The 16,302-nt window shown below is 72.7% G+C and carries 14 protein-coding genes; 9 read left to right on the forward strand and 5 right to left on the reverse strand.

The annotated features are described in order from the left end of the window. Positions 1 to 169: 169 nt before the first annotated feature. On the reverse strand, positions 170 to 1,069 hold the full coding sequence (locus tag ACRWK8_RS18140) for an ion transporter (RefSeq protein WP_431871717.1): 900 nt from the start codon (positions 1,067 to 1,069) through the stop codon (positions 170 to 172). A gap of 163 nt (positions 1,070 to 1,232) precedes the next feature. Here ACRWK8_RS18140 and ACRWK8_RS18145 point away from each other — a divergent pair, with 163 nt between their 5' ends. After that, on the forward strand, positions 1,233 to 1,547 hold the full coding sequence (locus ACRWK8_RS18145; RefSeq protein WP_378736841.1) for a hypothetical protein: 315 nt from the start codon (positions 1,233 to 1,235) through the stop codon (positions 1,545 to 1,547). On the opposite strand, the gene ACRWK8_RS18150 is transcribed toward ACRWK8_RS18145, so the two are convergent. After that, a complete protein-coding gene (locus ACRWK8_RS18150; protein WP_431871719.1) occupies positions 1,525 to 2,214 on the reverse strand; it encodes a FadR/GntR family transcriptional regulator in 690 nt (229 codons plus the stop codon). The two genes, ACRWK8_RS18145 and ACRWK8_RS18150, sit on opposite strands and share 23 nt — an antisense overlap. Positions 2,215 to 2,474: 260 nt before the next feature. Between ACRWK8_RS18150 and ACRWK8_RS18155 the strand changes: the two genes are divergently transcribed. From ACRWK8_RS18155 to ACRWK8_RS18170, 4 genes are all read left to right on the forward strand, one after another. Beyond that, a complete protein-coding gene (locus ACRWK8_RS18155) occupies positions 2,475 to 3,215 on the forward strand; it encodes a (Fe-S)-binding protein (RefSeq protein WP_378736845.1) in 741 nt (246 codons plus the stop codon). Beyond that, positions 3,212 to 4,633 carry a lactate utilization protein B gene (locus tag ACRWK8_RS18160; RefSeq protein WP_431871722.1) on the forward strand — a complete coding sequence of 474 codons (1,422 nt, stop codon included), beginning with the start codon at positions 3,212 to 3,214 and terminating at the stop codon, positions 4,631 to 4,633. Before ACRWK8_RS18155 ends, ACRWK8_RS18160 begins: the two co-directional genes overlap by 4 nt. Then, positions 4,630 to 5,313, forward strand: a complete 684-nt coding sequence (locus ACRWK8_RS18165) for a LutC/YkgG family protein (RefSeq protein ID WP_378736849.1) — start codon at positions 4,630 to 4,632, stop codon at positions 5,311 to 5,313. Before ACRWK8_RS18160 ends, ACRWK8_RS18165 begins: the two co-directional genes overlap by 4 nt. Positions 5,314 to 5,480: 167 nt before the next feature. After that, complete coding sequence (locus ACRWK8_RS18170) at positions 5,481 to 6,689, forward strand: alpha/beta hydrolase family protein (protein ID WP_431871725.1); 1,209 nt, start codon at positions 5,481 to 5,483, stop codon at positions 6,687 to 6,689. A gap of 27 nt (positions 6,690 to 6,716) precedes the next feature. Here ACRWK8_RS18170 and ACRWK8_RS18175 read toward each other — a convergent pair whose 3' ends face one another. Further along, positions 6,717 to 8,126, reverse strand: a complete 1,410-nt coding sequence (locus ACRWK8_RS18175; protein WP_431871727.1) for a cytochrome P450 family protein — start codon at positions 8,124 to 8,126, stop codon at positions 6,717 to 6,719. A 405-nt stretch (positions 8,127 to 8,531) separates the two neighbouring features. On the opposite strand from ACRWK8_RS18175, the gene ACRWK8_RS18180 reads away from it, so the two are divergent. The 4 genes from ACRWK8_RS18180 to ACRWK8_RS18195 all read left to right on the forward strand — a co-directional run bounded on the left by ACRWK8_RS18180 (position 8,532) and on the right by ACRWK8_RS18195 (position 13,533). Beyond that, entirely contained in the window at positions 8,532 to 9,809 is a 1,278-nt protein-coding gene (locus ACRWK8_RS18180) for a DUF2786 domain-containing protein (RefSeq protein ID WP_431871729.1), read from the forward strand. A gap of 52 nt (positions 9,810 to 9,861) precedes the next feature. Next, complete coding sequence (locus ACRWK8_RS18185) at positions 9,862 to 10,650, forward strand: RNA ligase family protein (RefSeq protein ID WP_431871731.1); 789 nt, start codon at positions 9,862 to 9,864, stop codon at positions 10,648 to 10,650. Next, positions 10,634 to 11,758, forward strand: coding sequence for an AAA family ATPase (locus tag ACRWK8_RS18190; RefSeq protein WP_378736859.1), 1,125 nt, complete (start codon positions 10,634 to 10,636; stop codon positions 11,756 to 11,758). Before ACRWK8_RS18185 ends, ACRWK8_RS18190 begins: the two co-directional genes overlap by 17 nt. Before the next feature lie 422 nt (positions 11,759 to 12,180). Next, complete coding sequence (locus ACRWK8_RS18195) at positions 12,181 to 13,533, forward strand: MFS transporter (protein ID WP_431871733.1); 1,353 nt, start codon at positions 12,181 to 12,183, stop codon at positions 13,531 to 13,533. Between the two features lie 429 nt (positions 13,534 to 13,962). Here ACRWK8_RS18195 and ACRWK8_RS18200 read toward each other — a convergent pair whose 3' ends face one another. Together ACRWK8_RS18200 and fxsA are read right to left on the reverse strand one after the other, a co-directional pair. After that, a complete protein-coding gene (locus ACRWK8_RS18200) occupies positions 13,963 to 15,651 on the reverse strand; it encodes an nSTAND1 domain-containing NTPase (protein WP_431871735.1) in 1,689 nt (562 codons plus the stop codon). Between the two features lie 145 nt (positions 15,652 to 15,796). Further along, the gene (gene fxsA, locus ACRWK8_RS18205; RefSeq protein WP_378736865.1) at positions 15,797 to 15,970 is read right to left on the reverse strand and encodes an FxSxx-COOH cyclophane-containing RiPP peptide; all 174 of its coding nucleotides are present in this window, start codon (positions 15,968 to 15,970) and stop codon (positions 15,797 to 15,799) included. Positions 15,971 to 16,302 lie beyond the last annotated feature (332 nt).

The following is a 16,302-nucleotide window of genomic DNA, read 5'->3' on the forward strand; positions in this document are numbered from 1 at the left end:
TTGCGGCGGCCTTCCGGGACACCGCGTGCGGCTGTCCCCCTACCCTCCCACGAAAGCCGCCAACCACGGGCCCTTCCACGCACGTCAGAGGGCCAGCGAACGCGGTGCGCGCCCGCCCCGGCCCGCCCACACCAGCGGGGGCGGACCGGGCCCCGTCAGTGGAGCGTCGCTAGATGCGCTCGTGCTCGCCCCGGAGCAGTTCGCGTTCGTCGCGCAGCGAGGCCACCTCGGCGCGCAGCGCCCGCAGTTCGTCGAGGATCTGCCGCTGTCCCTCGTCCGGCGCGCGGGCGGCGCCGCCGTCCGGTGAGTCCCCGGGATCCTCGTCGGGCCCGCCGCTCCCCTTGGATCCCGGGGCGCCTCCCGGACCGGGCCTGCCGTACTGCTCCTCGTGCCCGGCCTTGTCCAGCGCCTCGACGGCGACCGCGATGAACAGGTTCAGGGCGATCAGCGTGGACACCATGACGAAGACGACGAAGAAGACCCAGGCGTAGGGCTGGTGCTTCATCACCTCCGACGCGATGGTGCTCCAGCCGTCGGCGGTGAAGATCTGGAAGAGGGTGAACAGCGAGGTCCCCAGGTCTCCGAAGTACTGCGGGGCGTCGGTGGAGAAGAGCCGGGTGGCCATCACCGCCGAGACGTACAGCAGCAGGACCACCAGGACCATGATCGAGGCCATGCCGGGCATCGCGCGGAACAGTCCGGTCACCACGTGGCGCAGCGACGGGATCACCGACAACAGTCGCAGGACACGCAGGACGCGGAGCACCCTCAGCACCGCGAACGGGCCGGAGGCGGGGAGCAGGGCGATCCCGATGATCACCATGTCGAACCAGCTCCAGGGGTCCCGGAAGAAGTCCCGGCGATGGGCGAACATCCTCAGACCCATCTCGACGACGAACAGGGTCAGGATCACCCGGTCGATGCTCTTGAGGAGGTCACCGTGGTTGTCCATCATCCGCTTGGAGGTCTCGAAACCGAGGATCACCGCGTTGACGAGGATGAGGGTGATGACGCTGGCCTGGAACCAGGGGGCCTCGACGAGGGCACGGGCGCGTTCACGCGTGGTCACTGGGAGGAAGACTCCGTCTCTGTCATCGGGCGACGGCGCAAAAGCCTACCGTCGGCGGGGGCGGCCCGTTTCGTCCTCGTCTCCCTCGGTACGTCCCGCACTGGCGTCCGCAGCCGTGACCAGGCATCATCGAAGACAGGGAACCGAGGCGAGGGGGCCGCCGGTGACGGAATCCGCCGAATTCGACAGGGACGCCGCGGACATCGACGACGTGGACGCCGAGATGGACGTGGGTGCCCCGGACCAGGACTCCGCCGTGGCGGAGTACCTGGAGGACCACCCCGAGGACTACCGCATAGAGGAGATCGAGGACCACGAGGCACTCGGTATAGACGCCGGAGTCGGCCAGGAGGTTCCGGACGGGGAGTCGGAGACCGACCCGGAGGACCCGCCCCGGGTACCCGGGCCCGAGAGCCTGTCACGGGTGCTCCGGGCGGAACGGTACGCCGACCGGGTCAACCGTCGGCTCGAAGGCTGAGCCAGCGCTCCACCCGCAGCACGTGCGCGGCGGCGGCCGCCCGGGCCGCCTCGGGGTCGCGGGCGGTCAGTGCCTCATGGATCCGCCGGTGGTCCTGGAAGAGGGTGTCGGTGAGCCCCTCACGACCGAGTCCGGCCCAGACCCGTTCGTTGAAGGTGCGCGAGGACAGCCCGGCGTGGACTGCGGAGAGCGTGGCGTTGCCCGCGCAGGCCACGACGGCGCGGTGGAAGTCGAGGTCTTCGGCGGGCGCGCGGTCGGCGTCGGCCTCCATGCGGTCCAGGAGGTCACCGATCCGGGCCAGGTCCTCGGGGGTGGCCCGGGCGGCGGCGACGGCGGTGGCGGCCGGTTCGATCATGCGGCGGACCTGGAGGACCTCCAGCAGGGTCTCGTCGCGTGAGACCTCGGCCAGGACGGAGAAGGCCTCCAGCAGGTCGGCGGGGCGCAGCGCGGTGACGTAGACGCCCGCGCCGTGGCGGACGGACAGCACGCCCAACGTGGTGAGGGAGCTGATCGCCTCGCGCACCGAGCCCCGGGAGACGCCCAGTCGGGCGGAGAGCTCGCGTTCGGTGGGCAGCCGTTCCCCCGGGCCCACCTCGCCGTCGGCGATCATCGCCTTGATCCGCTCGACCGCCCGTTGGGCCACCGGGGTCCGTACGCCCTCGACCACGTCACTCCCCCGTCTCCACCACGAACACGGAGATTCTACTCTCGGTGCCCGTGTTCGTGTCCCAGCGCTCTCGGACATTGGTCGGACCACCGCAAGGGTGCCGTGGGACCAGCGCTGCGCATCGGCGCACATTCCGCCGATCGTCACAAGGTTCTTGATCCGTCTCGCGCCGCTGTGCAAAAGTGGTCGGACCACTCGCCTCGGTTGCCGTCCGTCGGACCGGACGCTCCCCCGCCGGGGCGGGGGTGCGAAGGAGGCCCATGCGCGTCGCGCTGTTCGTCACCTGTGTCAACGACACGCTCTTCCCCGACACCGGACGCGCGGTGGTACGGCTCCTGGAGCGGCTGGGCCACGAGGTGGTCTTCCCCGAGGACCAGACCTGCTGCGGCCAGATGCACTACAACACCGGGTACCGGCGCCCCGCGGCCCGACTCGCCGTGCGCTTCGCCCGGACCTTCGGCGGGGCCGACGCGGTGGTGGTCCCCTCGGCCTCGTGCGCGGCGATGGTGCGTGACAACTATCCGAAGCTCGGCGCCCAGGGCAGCAGGCTCTCCCGCAGGATGGCCCACCTGGGACCCCGCGTGTACGACCTCACCGAGTTCCTCGTGGACGTGCTCGGGGTGACCGACGTGGGCGCCTACTTCCCGCACAGGGTGGTCTACCACCCCACCTGCCACGGACTGCGCTTCCTCGGCTTGGGAGACCGCCCCTACCAGCTGCTGCGCGCCGTGCGCGGCCTGGAACTGCTCGCACTGCCGGGAGCCGCCGAGTGCTGCGGGTTCGGGGGCACGTTCTCCGTCAAGAACGGCGACGTCTCCGCCGCCATGGGGTTCGACAAGGCCCGCCACGTGGCCGAGACGGGCGCCGAGGTCCTGTGCGCGGTGGACAACTCCTGTCTCATGCACATCGGCGGCACCCTGTCCCGTCAGCGTTCCGGAGTCCGGATCGCCCACATCGCGGAGATCCTGGCCAGTACCGAGAAGGAGTACGCGCACGCATGAGCGCCACGTTCCTGGGCCTTCCGCCCTTTCCCGAGGCCGCCCGTTCGGCGGTCGGAGACTCCCGCACCAGGCACAACCTGCACAAGGCCACCCACACCATCCGGGGCAAGCGCGACGCGGTCGTCGGTGAGCTGGGTGAGGACTGGCAGCGCCTGCGCGCCGAGGGCGAGCGGATCAAGACGCACACCCTGCGCCACCTGGACCACCACCTCGAACGCCTGGAGGAGGCGGTCCACCGGGCGGGCGGCACGGTCCACTGGGCCGCCGACGCGGCCGAGGCCAACGAGATCGTCACCCGGCTGGTGCGTCGGACGGGTGAGACCGAGGTGGTCAAGGTGAAGTCCATGGCCACCCAGGAGATCGAGCTCAACGGCGCGCTGGAGGCCGCCGGGATCACGGCCTACGAGACCGACCTGGCCGAACTGATCGTGCAGCTCGGTGACGACCTCCCCTCCCACATCCTTGTGCCCGCGATCCACCTGGCCCGTTCCCAGATCCGGGAGATCTTCCTCGACCGGATGGCGGAGTGGGGGGTGCCCGCACCGCCCGGGCTCACCGACGATCCCCGCGCGCTGGCCGAGGCCGCCCGCGTGCACCTGCGGGAGCTGTTCCTGCGCGCCAGGGTGGCGGTCTCGGGGGCCAACTTCGCCGTGGCCGACTCCGGGACGCTCGTGGTGCTGGAGTCCGAGGGCAACGGGCGGATGTGCCTGACCCTGCCGGAGACGCTGATCTCCGTGGTGGGGATCGAGAAGGTCGTGCCCACGTGGTCCGACCTCGAGGTGTTCCTGCAACTGCTGCCCCGGTCCTCCACCGGGGAACGGATGAACCCCTACACCTCCACCTGGACCGGGGTGACCCCGGGCGACGGTCCGCGCGACTTCCACCTGGTCCTGTTGGACAACGGACGCACCGACGTGCTCGCCGACACCGTGGGACGGCAGGCGCTGCGCTGCATCCGCTGCTCGGCCTGTCTGAACATCTGTCCCGTCTACGAGCGCACCGGCGGTCACGCCTACGGATCGGTCTACCCGGGGCCGATCGGCGCGATCCTCACTCCCCAACTGCGGGGGATGTCCTCGGAGGTGGACCGGGCTCTGCCGTACGCGTCGTCGCTGTGCGGGGCGTGCTACGACGTCTGCCCGGTGGCCATCGACATCCCGGAGGTCCTGGTGCACCTGCGTGAACAGGTCGCGGAGGGTCCGGGGCACCTCGGTGAGAAGGCCGTCATGGCCGGTGCCGAGGCGGTTCTCGGTTCGGCCCGGGCGTTGGACGCGGTGCAGCGCGCGGCGGGGCTGGTGGGCGGGGACCTGCCCCGGCACCTGCCGGGGACGGCGGGGACGTGGACCGACACCCGGGACGTGCCGGACGTGCCCGGCGAGTCCTTCCGACAGTGGTGGAAGCAGAGGGGGCGGCGATGAGCGGCACCGGAGGCGTGCGCGGTGGGGGCGCCGAGGGCCGGGGCTCCCGTGAACGCGTCCTGGCACGGGTGCGGGCGGCGCTGTCGGACGTGCCCGGCGAGGAGCCGGTGGCGCGTCCGCCCGGAGGCGGGTACGCCGACCACCACTTCGCCGGGGACGCCCTGGAGGTGCTGGTGGACCGGTTGCGGGACTACCGGGCCCTGGTGGAGAGGGTGCCGGAGGCCGCTCTGCCCGAGCGGATCGCCGCCGTCCTGGAGCGACGCGGCGCGACCCGGGTCGCGACCCCCTCGGGCGCACCGCCGGAGTGGTTCTCGGAGGTGACGGCGCCACGGCTCACCGACACCCCCGGGGAGCCGCTGTCCGTGGCCGACCTCGACGCCTGCGACGGTGTGGTGACCGGGTGCGCGGTGGCGGTGGCCGAGACCGGAACCCTCGTGCTCGACGCCGGGCCCGACCAGGGCCGTCGGGCCCTCACCCTGGTCCCCGACTACCACCTGTGCGTGGTCCGGGCCGACCAGGTGGTGGGCGGGGTACCCGAGGCCGTCCGGCTCCTGGACCCGGCGCGGCCGCTCACGTGGATCAGCGGCCCCTCGGCCACCAGCGACATCGAACTCAACCGTGTGGAGGGCGTGCACGGTCCCCGCACCCTGGAGGTGCTGCTGGTGGAGACCGTCGGCTGAAACTCCGGGGGCGCGGGCCCGGTGGGAGGCCGTGAGGTCGTGCCCGCCCCACCCCGTGACCGCGTGCCCGCCCCCGGCGGAGTCGATGGCCTGCACCCTCGTGCCGGTCGGGCCCCGCTTCCTAGGGTTCAGGGGATGGCAGACCGACCACGACGGAAGGCTCCCCTATGCCGCACCCCTCCACGTCCTCCCGCACCCCCGCTCCCCCGGCGCGGACCGCTCGCCGCCGGTCCGCGCCCCTGGCCCTGGCCTGCGCCCTGGCCATGGGCGGCACCCTCGCCTCCGGTCCGGCTTCCGCCGCGACCGACGGGGACCGCCCACCCACCGCCGCCCTGCCCGCACCCACCGGCCCCGCGCCCGTGGGCACCACCGACCTGCACCTGGTGGACACCGACCGCGAGGACCCGTGGTTCGGCGGTGACCGGGAGATCATGGTGACGCTCTGGTACCCGGCCCGCACCGACACCGGGCGTCCCGCCCCCTACCTGACCGAGGCCGAGTCCGCGGCGATCCTCGCCCAGAGCGGGTTCGACCACCTTCCGGCGGACACCCTGACCCGGGTGCGCACCCACTCCGTGGCGGACGCACCGCCGGCCCGCACCGACGACGGCCTGCCCCTCGTGGTGCTCTCCCCCGGAGCCGGGGTCTCCCGGACCTGGATGTCCTCGCTCGGTGAGGACCTGGCCAGCCACGGTTTCGCGGTGGCCGGGATCGACCACCGGCACGAGGCGGCCCCGGTGGAGTTCCCCGACGGGCTCGTGGAGCGGTGCGGGGCCTGCGCCACCGAGCGGTGGGAGGACGGCGCGGTCAACCGGGTCGACGACGTCACCCTCCTCCTGGACGCACTGGAGGACGGCGGGGCCTGGCGCTGGTCCGCGCTGGTCGCGACCGACCGGACCGGAATGGTGGGCCACTCCTGGGGCGGGGCGGCCACCGCCCAGACGCTGGTGACCGAGGAGCGCGTGGACGCCGGGCTCAACCTGGACGGCCCCTACTACCCCGCGCAGCTGGAGGAGGAGATCGACAAGCCGCTGGCGCTGCTCGCCAACGGCCAGGGGCAGTCCTGGGAGGGCTGGGAGGAGCGCTGGGCGGGCCTGACCGGCTGGCGCCAGTGGATCCGCGTCACCGACTCCGGGCACTCCACCGCCCTGGACCGGGGTGTGCTCATGGAACGACTCGGGCTGCGGGACACGCTGACCCCCGAGCAGTGGCGGGCGCAGTTCGGCGACCTCCCGGTGGAACACGGGGTGAACCTGGTGCGGACCTACGCCGCCGCCTACTTCGACCACCACCTGCGCGGTGGTGAGCAGCCCCTCCTGGACGATCCGGGAAGCGTCCACCCGGAGCTCGTCGTGGTGGACCCCGAAGCGGGCTGAGCCCACGGCGGGATCGGCTCCCGGGGCTCAGCTCCGGGGGGTCCACGTCTCCAGGAGCCGTTCGAGGGGGTCGGGCTCGTGCGGTTTCTCCGCGAAGGGCGCCTGGTAGCGGGCGCCCCGGGCGGCGGGACGGCGTTTGCGGCGCCGGGAGGCGCCTCTGACATCCGGTTCGGCTGCCGCGACCGGCTCGCTCTCCCCGGTGGGGGTGAACCGCACGGGCAGCTCCTCGAGCCCGTGCGCGCCGGGGGACGCCCGTCGTCGCGGACCGGCGGGCCCGACCACCGCGACCATGTCCCTCATCCGGTCCAACGCCGTGTCGACGGCGGTGCGGACCAGCTCCTGGGTGAGGGACGTGGCCGGGCAGCGATGGGCTCCGGCGCCCCAGGACAGATGGGCGCGGTTCCCGGCCAGCTGGTCCATGGCGGTTCCGGAGTCTCCGGCGACGGACGGGTCAGTGTGCGCGGCCCCGAACGCGAAGAGCAGCGGATCGCCCCGCCGGATCCGGGTCCCCGAGAACCGGAGGTCCGTTCTCGCGTAGCGTCCCGCCAGCACGCGGACCGGAGGGTCGGTCCACATGACGTAGTCGAGGAGGTCCTCCGGTGTGAGCGTCCCGCCGAGGTAGGCGGTCCACACCCGACGGTCCTCGACGAGCAGGCGCAGGGCGTTGCCGATGAGGTGGGTGGTGGGTTCGAGGCCCGTCGCCCAGAGCAGGCGCAGCGCCTCGACCGCCTCGTCGTCGGTCAGCCCGTGCGGGTGCTCCAGGAGCGCGGAGGTGACGTCCCGCCCGGGTGCGGCGCGTTTGCGGGCGACCAGCCCCAGGAAGTAGGCGCGCACGGCCGGTGCGGCCGTCGCGGCCCGCCGGGCGTCGTCGCCGCGCAGGCGGTCGGTGAGGTCCGCGAGCAGGTGGCCGTAGGAGTCCGGGAGCCCGAGGAGTTCGTTGAGGACGAGCGCGGGCAGGGGTGCGGCGTACTGCCCGACGAGGTCGGCCGCGCCCTCCGCTCCGACCCGGCCGATCAGCCGCACGGCGACGCGCTCGACCACCGGGACCAGGTGTGGGGTGCCCACGGAGGCCAGCGCCTCCACGATCGGCAGGCGCAGGCGCTGGTGGTCGTCACCGTCGCGAGCGAGGGCCGCGCCTCGAACGGGCGCGGCGTCGTCGCCCCAGGGGCGCGGGTCGGCGGAGAAGTGGGTCTGGTCGCGCAGGACCCGCAGGTTCTCCTTGTAGCCGAGCAGGAGCCAGCCGGGGACTCCGGGGGTGACCTCCACGGGGATCAGGCCACCGTGCCGGGACCGCAGCCGGTCCCAGGAGGGTTCCGCTCCGAGTGCCGGGCTCCGGTCGAGGGAGTGGGCGGCCCCTCCGGTGTACGGGCATCGCGATGGGCCCGCCGTTCCGCCCCCCGCCGCCTCGTCGCCCGTGGGCCCGGTTCCCTGACGCATGGAGACTCCTCGGTGGCTGCGGTGGGGACGACGCTAGGCCGCCGGTGTTTCCGGGATGATTCCGGGAGGAAAGGGGCGTCTTTCGGCGTCGGGCACCGATCCCCTTCACCAGACAGGAGCGGAGGAATCGGACCGGCCCCGACGCAGGGCGCGGCGAGCGGAGCCGGGCGCGACGAGTCGGGTAGGTCCGGGGCGGTGGCGACGGGCATGGCTCCGAACCCGGGCAGCCGGAATCCGCCCCACCATGGGGCCACCCCTCCGGTCACCCTGCGGGAAACGGCAGGGCGCGGGGGTGTGATCCCCCACTCCGCCACCGAAGTCGCAGGCCGGTAGGATGTCCAGTCGGCCCGAAGGGGGCCGCAACGGCCGCAGGGCCCGACAGTCTCTCGAACGGGGAGTACCACCGTGGGCAGGAAGGGCCGCAGAGGCGGCGACGCGCGGGCCGGGGCCGAGTGGTCCGGGCCAGGTCCCACGGACACCCCCGTGGAGGTGGTCACCGGCGCCGTCGACGCGCTCGTGCGAGGACAGGAGGGCGGCGGGGTGGACCTCGCGTCGGCCCGACTTGCCGACGCCGAGGACCCGGCCTGGGCGGGGGCGGCGGGGCGCGCGCTCCTCGACACCCTGCTCTTCGCGATCGCCGACGCCTGGGCGCGCGGCTGGCAGCCCACGGAGACGGTCCGGCACGTGTCCCGCGAGTCCGGGCCACTTGCCGCCACCGTGTGCGCGGAGGCCGTCACCGCCGACCTCGAACGCCACTCCGCCGCCACGGTGGACCCCCGCTGGACCGAGCAGGTACGCGCCCTGGGCGCGACCGCCCCGGCCTCGGGCGACCAGCACCTGGCCCGACTGGGCTCCGAGCACGGCCTGCTGAGGTTCGAGGCGGTGGAGGTGGTGCTCCGGCTCCTGGCCCTGTTGCGCGTGCTGCCTCCGATGCGTCGGCTGGGCCCGCCGCCGGGAACCTTCCGACCGGGCGTGAACTCCTCCGCCCCGGTGGACCGGGGGCGGCTCCAACGCGTCCGCGCGCTGCTGGCCAAGGCGGAGTCCACCGAGTTCCCGCAGGAGGCGGAGGCGCTGACCGCGCGGGCCCAGGAGATGATGGCGCGACACAGCATCGACCTCGCCCTGGTGGAGCGGGACCCCGAGGAGCCCGAGGCCGCCTCGGCCCGCAGGCTCCCGGTGGACTCGCCCTATGACGAGCACCGGGCCGTGCTGCTGAACGAGGTCGCGGAGGCCAACCACTGCCGTGCCGTGTGGCACCGCGATCTGGGGCTCAGCACGGTGATGGGTTTCCCCGGCGACGTCGAGGCCGTGGATCTGCTGTACACGTCGCTGCTGGTGCAGGCCGAGTCCGCGATGCGGGTGAGCGGCGCGAAGCGGGACCGGTCCGGGCGCGGGGCGCGCAGGGACTTCAGGGCCTCCTTCATGTCCGCGTTCGCGGTACGGGTGGGTGAGCGGCTGACCGAGTCGGCGCGCGCCGCCGAGGAGGCGGTCACCGCCGAGACCGGCACCGACCTCGTCCCGGTGTTCGCGGCCCGGGAGAAGGCCGTGGAGGCCGCCGTCGACGAGGCCTTCGGCGCGCTCACCTCGTCCCGGGTCCGGGGCCCCTCCAGTGCCGAGGGCTGGTACGAGGGCCGGGCCGCCGCCGACGCCGCCTCCCTGGGGACCCGCGCCAGGCTGGCCTGAGGGCTCGGAAAACCGCTGGCCCCCGGCCCTGAAGGGTGTGTACAACCGTCACATGCTTCGCAAGTACCCCCGCACCCGGCACATCCGCGGGTCGCGGCTCCAACACGGTGACCACGACCTGTCGGCCGCGCCGTTCGCCGCCCTGGCCGGACGGCACCTGGTCGTGGAGGAGAAGCTGGACGGGGCCAACGCGGGGATCAGCTTCGGGCCCGACGGGCGGCCGCGGCTCCAGAGCCGGGGCCACTACCTGACCGGCGGTCCCCGGGAACGACAGTTCGGCCCGTTCAAGGCCTGGGCGGCGGCGGTGGCGCCCGCTCTGTGGCCCCGGTTGGGCGACCGGTACGTGCTCTACGGCGAGTGGCTGTACGCGCGGCACACCGTGTTCTACGACGCGCTGCCGCACTACTTCTGCGCGTTCGACGTGCTGGACACCCGCGCCGGGACGTTCCTGTCCACACCACGCTGGCGTGCGCTCCTGGCCGGTACGCCCGTGGTGTCGGTGCCGGTGCTGCACGAGGGCCCCCTGTCCTCCCTCGGAGAGCTGACCTCCCTGGTGGGGACCTCCACCTGCCGGACCCCCGCGTGGCGCGAGGCCCTGGCCGACGCCGCCAGGGCCGGGGGCGCCGACCCCGGACGGGTGCTCGCGGAGACGGACGGCTCCGACCTGATGGAGGGGCTGTACGTCAAGGTCGAGGAGGGCGACCACACCGTCGACCGGTACAAGTGGGTGCGGTCGGAGTTCACCTCCGCGATCCTGGACGCGGGCACGCACTGGCTGGACCGGCCGCTGATCGCCAACGCGCTGGCCGACCCGGAGGTGCTGTATGCGGCCGTTCGATGAACTCTGTCCCGCCCCGCCGCACTGGGGGCTGGACTGGAGCCGGGTGCGGGAGGCCTTCGCGTGGGTGCGGGACCTCTCCGGGGTCGAGCAGGACCCGGTGCACCACGCCGAGGGGGACGTGGAGGTGCACACCCGTATGGCGTGCGAGGCCCTCGCCGAACTGCCCGGGTGGCGCGCGCGGCCCGCCGAGGAGCGGGTCCGGCTCTTCGCGGCGGTGCTCCTGCACGACGTGGCCAAACCCCTGTGCACCCGGCGCGACGAGGAGGGCCGGGTGACCGCCCACGGGCACTCCCGGGCCGGTGACCTGCTGACCCGCAGGTTCCTCTGGGAGTCGGGAGCTCCGGTCGAGTGGCGTGAGCACGTGGCGGCGCTGGTCCGCCACCACCAGGTTCCGTTCTGGGCTCTGGAGCGCCCGGACCTGCGCCGGATCGCCTTCCGCGCCAGTCTGCTGGCCCGCAACGACGACCTGGTGCTGCTGGCGACCGCCGACATCCTCGGACGTCACTGCGGGGACGCCTCGGAGGTCCTGGACAACGTGGGACTGTACGCGGAGTACTGTGCCGAGCAGCGCTGCCTGGACGTGCCGCGCGCGTTTCCGTCCGACCACGCGCGGTTCTGGTTCTTCCGCAGGCCCGACCGCGACCCGGACCACGCCGCCCACGACGACACGCGAATGACCGTGACGGTGATGTCCGGCCTGCCCGGCTCGGGCAAGGACCACTGGATCCGGGAGAACCGTCCGGACGTGCCGGTGGTGAGCCTGGACGCGCTCCGCAGGGAACTGGGGGTCCGGCCCGCCGCCGACCAGCGTCGGGTGGTCGCTGCCGCAGCTGAGCGCGCCCGCGAGCACCTGCGCGCCGGGCGGTCGTTCGTGTGGAACGCCACCAACGTCTCGCGTGACCTGCGCGGAAGGTCGGTGTCCCTGGCCGCCGACTACCGGGCCCGGGTGGAGATCGTGGCGCTGGAGGCTCCGCCCCGGGTGCTGCGTGAACGGATGGGCCGCAGGTCCGCGCCGGTACCGGCGGCGGCGGTGGAACGGCTGATCCGGCGCTGGGAGTGCCCCGACCCCACCGAGGCCCACCGTGTGGCCCGACTGGTGACCGGCTAGCCCGCGGTCGGGGTGTCTCGGGACGCGGTACGGTCCTCCCGGATCCGGTTACCGAGCAGTGTGCGACCTCAACCAGAGTTGAGGTCAAACGGAGAAAACGGCATAAAACGACCAATCACCCTTTCCCCTGTTGACACTTGCGACCCAAACACTCATCTTGAACACCAACAGGCCTAGGTGACGCGCTTTTCCGGATAGCATGACCCGGGACCTTCAGAACCGCGTGGACCACGCCGATCGGGTCAGCACAAGCCCTACACCACAGGGCCTGCCGCATTCGGATTTGTCACCCCGGTACACCTTGCGGGGTTTTTCGGCACCCACGTTTTCCATCTGCATTGAGAACGATGTCAACAACGGAACCCCGCGTTGGGGAGACCTTTCCGACTCGAGACACCGGACGTTGGCGACGCCATTTCGCGTTGCTGTGGAGCAGTGTGGCGCTGGCCAGCCTCGGGACCATGACCTTCGGCCTGGCCATCCCCCTCCTGGCCCTGTTCCACACCGGGTCTCCCGTCCTGGCCGGTTGGATCGCCGCCGCCGGCATGGTGCCCCGTACCGTCCTGCACATACCCGTCGGCCTCGTGGTGGACCGCCACGACCCGCGCACCGTCATGGTCGTCGGTCTGGCCACCCGTGTGGCCTGCGTCGTGCTCTTCGTCGGTCCCGTCCTGGTGTTCGACGCGCCGGTCGTCCTGCTCGCCGTGGCCTCGGCCCTGCACGGCGTGTGCGGCACCCTGCACGCGACGGCGGGGGCGGCCGCGGTGCCCCTGCTCGTACCCCGGGACGAACTGGCCGGCGCGGCCGCCAAGAACGAGGCCCGCACCGACGCCACCCAGATGATCGGCCGCCCGCTCGGCGGTGCCCTGTACGGACTGGCACACGGGCTGCCCGCGCTCTTCGACACCGTCGTCTCCGCCCTGGGGCTGTGGGCGGCCTGGTTGCTGCCCCGGATCCCGAGGAGGGCGCGGCGCTCCGGTTCCCGGCACGGTGTCCTCAGGGAACTCTCCGGGGGCTTCCTGCTCCTGCGCTCGGACCGCTTCCTGCTGCGGTCCCTGGTCGTGTGCACCGTCACGAACGCGCTCTTCCAGTCGGTCTGGCTGATCATCATGATGACCGCCACCGACGAGGGGCTGTCGGCCTTCCTGCTGGGCGTGGTGTTGGCCGCCACCGGTGCCGGAGGGCTGCTCGGCGCCCTGCTCGCCCCGATCCTGGTCCGCAGGTTGACCCCCACCCGGATGGTGGTGCTCTGCCTGTGGTCGTGGCTGGCCCTGACCCTGCTGCTGGTGACGGCCGAGCGGGCCGGACCGACCTGGCTCCTGGCGACGCTGCCCGTGGTCTGGGGCGGCATCGGCTTCGTCGGCGCGCACATGAACGTCACCGTGGCGACGTACCACACCACCCACGTGCCCCCCGAGTACCTGGGACGGCTCACCGGTACCGTGCGCTTCCTCAGCGGGGGCGCCCTGCCCGTGGGCATGCTGTGCGGGGGCTACGCGCTGGAGTCACTGGGGGTGCACGGCACCGTCCTGCTGGTGTGCGCGGCCGTCGGAACGCTCACCCTCGCGTTCACTCTGGCTCTCGTTCTGCGCTCGGGTCAGCCTCGAACGGCACCGCGAAGGAGCCGGCCGCGCCCCCGGACCGTACGACGGGGGCCGCCACCGCCTCCAGGACCCACTCCGCCGGAACCACCTCGGCCAGAGCCCGAAGACCCGAGGCCAAATCCCGGTGCACCTGCTCAGCGCTCCGGTCGGTACGCGCCTGGACGTGGTTGAGGGCCTCGTCCACCGCGTCGCGGAGGTCGTCGACCCGGTCCTGTCCGTCCGGCGAGAGGACGTCGCGCATGCGCTCCACCGCGATCACCGCCTCGAAGACGTCCGTCCGGGCCTGACGCACGAGCTCGGAGAGGTCGTCGCCGCCCTGCCGGGACGGTCCGTGCAACCGGATCTGCGCGATGCTGCGCATGCCGATGTCGAGCCGCAACACGCTGCCCCGCACCTCCTCCAACCGGGTGCGCACCTCCCGCTCCCGGGCCAGACCCCTCTCGTGGTCGCGCAGCTCCCGCTCCCGCTCCAGGGCGTGCTCGGCGCGCCATCGCTCCACCTGGGCGGCGCGGTGCCCCGACAGGGCCGTCGCCCCCAGAGTGCTGACGGCCGTGATGACGCCGGTGATCAGTGCGACCAGCACGGTGGAGTCGAACAGGCTCAACGCGTTCCCCCCTTGGCGGCTCCCCGCTGCTCGGCTCGGATCTCACCACGCGTGCGCCGCGCCTCGGTGATCCCGCCGCCGCCCACCATGGCGCCCTCCAGGACGTCCAGGGCGGAACTCCCCTGCCCCGCGAGCCAGAGCACCTGCCCGATCCCGGCCCGCAGGCTGGGGTCGGCGTGCACGCGCCCCTCGGCCGCCGCCAGCCCCGTCAGCCCCGCCGACCGCTCCCCGACCATCAGGCGGTTGCGCGCCTCGGCCACCAGCAGGCGCGAGACCGCCGCTCCGTCACCGACCGCCTCCCGCTGCCGTGCCGCGTCCGCGTAGTGTCCGGCCGCCGCGCGGTGGTCGCCCCGCTCGAAAGCGAGGTCTCCCAGGAGAGCCGTGAGCAGCGCGCGCTCCCTCGGACCCGGTGCCGGACGGGAGCTCAGGCCCCGACGCGCCTGTTCGGCGGCCAGCGCCGTCTCCCCCCGGGTGTGGGCGACGCGGGCGGCGTCCAGGAGGTTCGGCTCGCCCTGGCCGCGGGGAGCCGGAGGAAACGGGGACAGTGCCGCGAGGGGACGGGCCAGCCTCGGATGCCGTAACAGGTAGGCGGACCCGTCGCGGTTCGCGGTCACCAGATGGCGGTCCTCCAGGGCGTGGACCATTCCGGGTGTGAGCTCGCCGTCCGGATCCTCGCAGGCGGGACGGCCCACGCCCCGGGGCCCCGCCTCGGCCACGGCGCGCAGCCACGCGTGCGGGACCTCCGGGGACACCAGGTGTTCGTGGGCCACCTCCGCCAGGACCCTCGACAGGTGCACCGTGAGGACGCGGTCGACCTCGGCGTCGGAGTCCGGTACCAGGGCGGTTCCGGTCCCGTTGGCCTCCTCCCAGAGCGCCTGCCCCAGGATCTGGAGGAGGGCGGGCTCGACGGTGTCGTCGCCGGCGCGGAGACCGCTCCCCGTCTCGCCCACGGCGCGGATCTGGTCGACGAGCCGCCCGGAGTCCCGGACCGCGGTACGCGAGCCGGCCAGGGTCAGGGAGCGCGTCACCACCTCGGTCGCGGTGCCGGGGGTGAACGGGGCCAACCCCACCTCCGCGTGCTCCACCTCCCGTTTCTCCACCAGGCGCCGGAGCTCGTCGAGGTGCTGCGTGCGCACGGTCAGCAGCAGGTGCAGGTCGGGGCGGTGTTCCACAGCGGTGAACAGCTCGTCCAGGAAGTCCCGGCGCACCGGTTCGGGCGCGGCGGAACGCCGCAACAGGAGTTCGGTCTGGTCCAGAACGGCGAAGACCGGCCGGGGCAGGCCCTGCCGGTCGGTGCTCTCGTGGGTGCGCAGGTAGTCGGTGATCGAGGTGCCCGGCCCGTGTGTGGGAAAGTCCGAGGGGCTCCACAGCGCCAACAGGGCCCTGCTGTAGGGGTTCTGACCGGGGAGTATGGCGGCGGGGAAGCTCGGGTCGAAACGGAGTTCGCCCAGGGGGAGGACGGTGCTCCCGCGATCGGTGAGCGCGGGCAGCGCGCCGGCTCCGACCAGGGAGGTCTTTCCCACCCCGTTGTCCCCGTGAAGGACGGTGAGCCGGTGGCGGCTCCAGGAACGCACCACTTCCTCGGTCTCGGAACGGCGGCCGAGAAAGTGTCGCCGGTCCCGGGCGCGGAAGGGCCGCGCCCCGACGAACGGTCCGTGCGCGTGGACGATGGCGGCTCGTGTCATGAAGCAGCTCCCGGCCAGCGAGAATGGAGACAGCGTCTGCGTGATGAGCGCTGTCCATGGTGTCACGTCAGGGCCCGGTTTCGGGCCCTGGTGACATTCCTGTGTCCTTTTCGCCGCACCGACGACGTGTCGCCACCGAACGGTCCTACTCGGGGTCGTTGACGAACCCGGCCACCACCTCGGCGCCCGCCTCTCCGGGGTCGAGCACCGTACGCAGCGCCTCGGCTATCGCCGAACCGCCGATGCCCTCCAGGTCGCGCAACGACAGCTCACCCACGTCCACCAGCGCTGTTCCACCGGTGAACCCGTGTTCTCCCATGTGCTCGCCTCCGCGTGATAGCGGCCGCCGTTCCGCGGCCGACCGCGAACGGCCGGTGGGGTCCGCCCATTCGCACCGGCGTTCTTCGATTCGCCGTACAGAAGTTCCTACCACACACCTGTCCTTCCCTAACCTCTTCGCCTACTCTGATGAGGTTGACGAATCCCTCAGGCAACAAGTACCGACACGACACAACACCGGGACTTCTTATTGTGATGGGGAAAAGAATTCCTGGTGGGGCCTATGTGAAACCGGAGGACAACGCGTGACCGCTTCCAAAGGGACCCCCCTGGGCCAGAACCGGAACCGTTTCCCGGAAGGGCACGGCGGAA

It is taken from the genome of Nocardiopsis eucommiae (genome assembly GCF_965344335.1).
GTDB lineage: Bacteria > Actinomycetota > Actinomycetes > Streptosporangiales > Streptosporangiaceae > Nocardiopsis > Nocardiopsis eucommiae.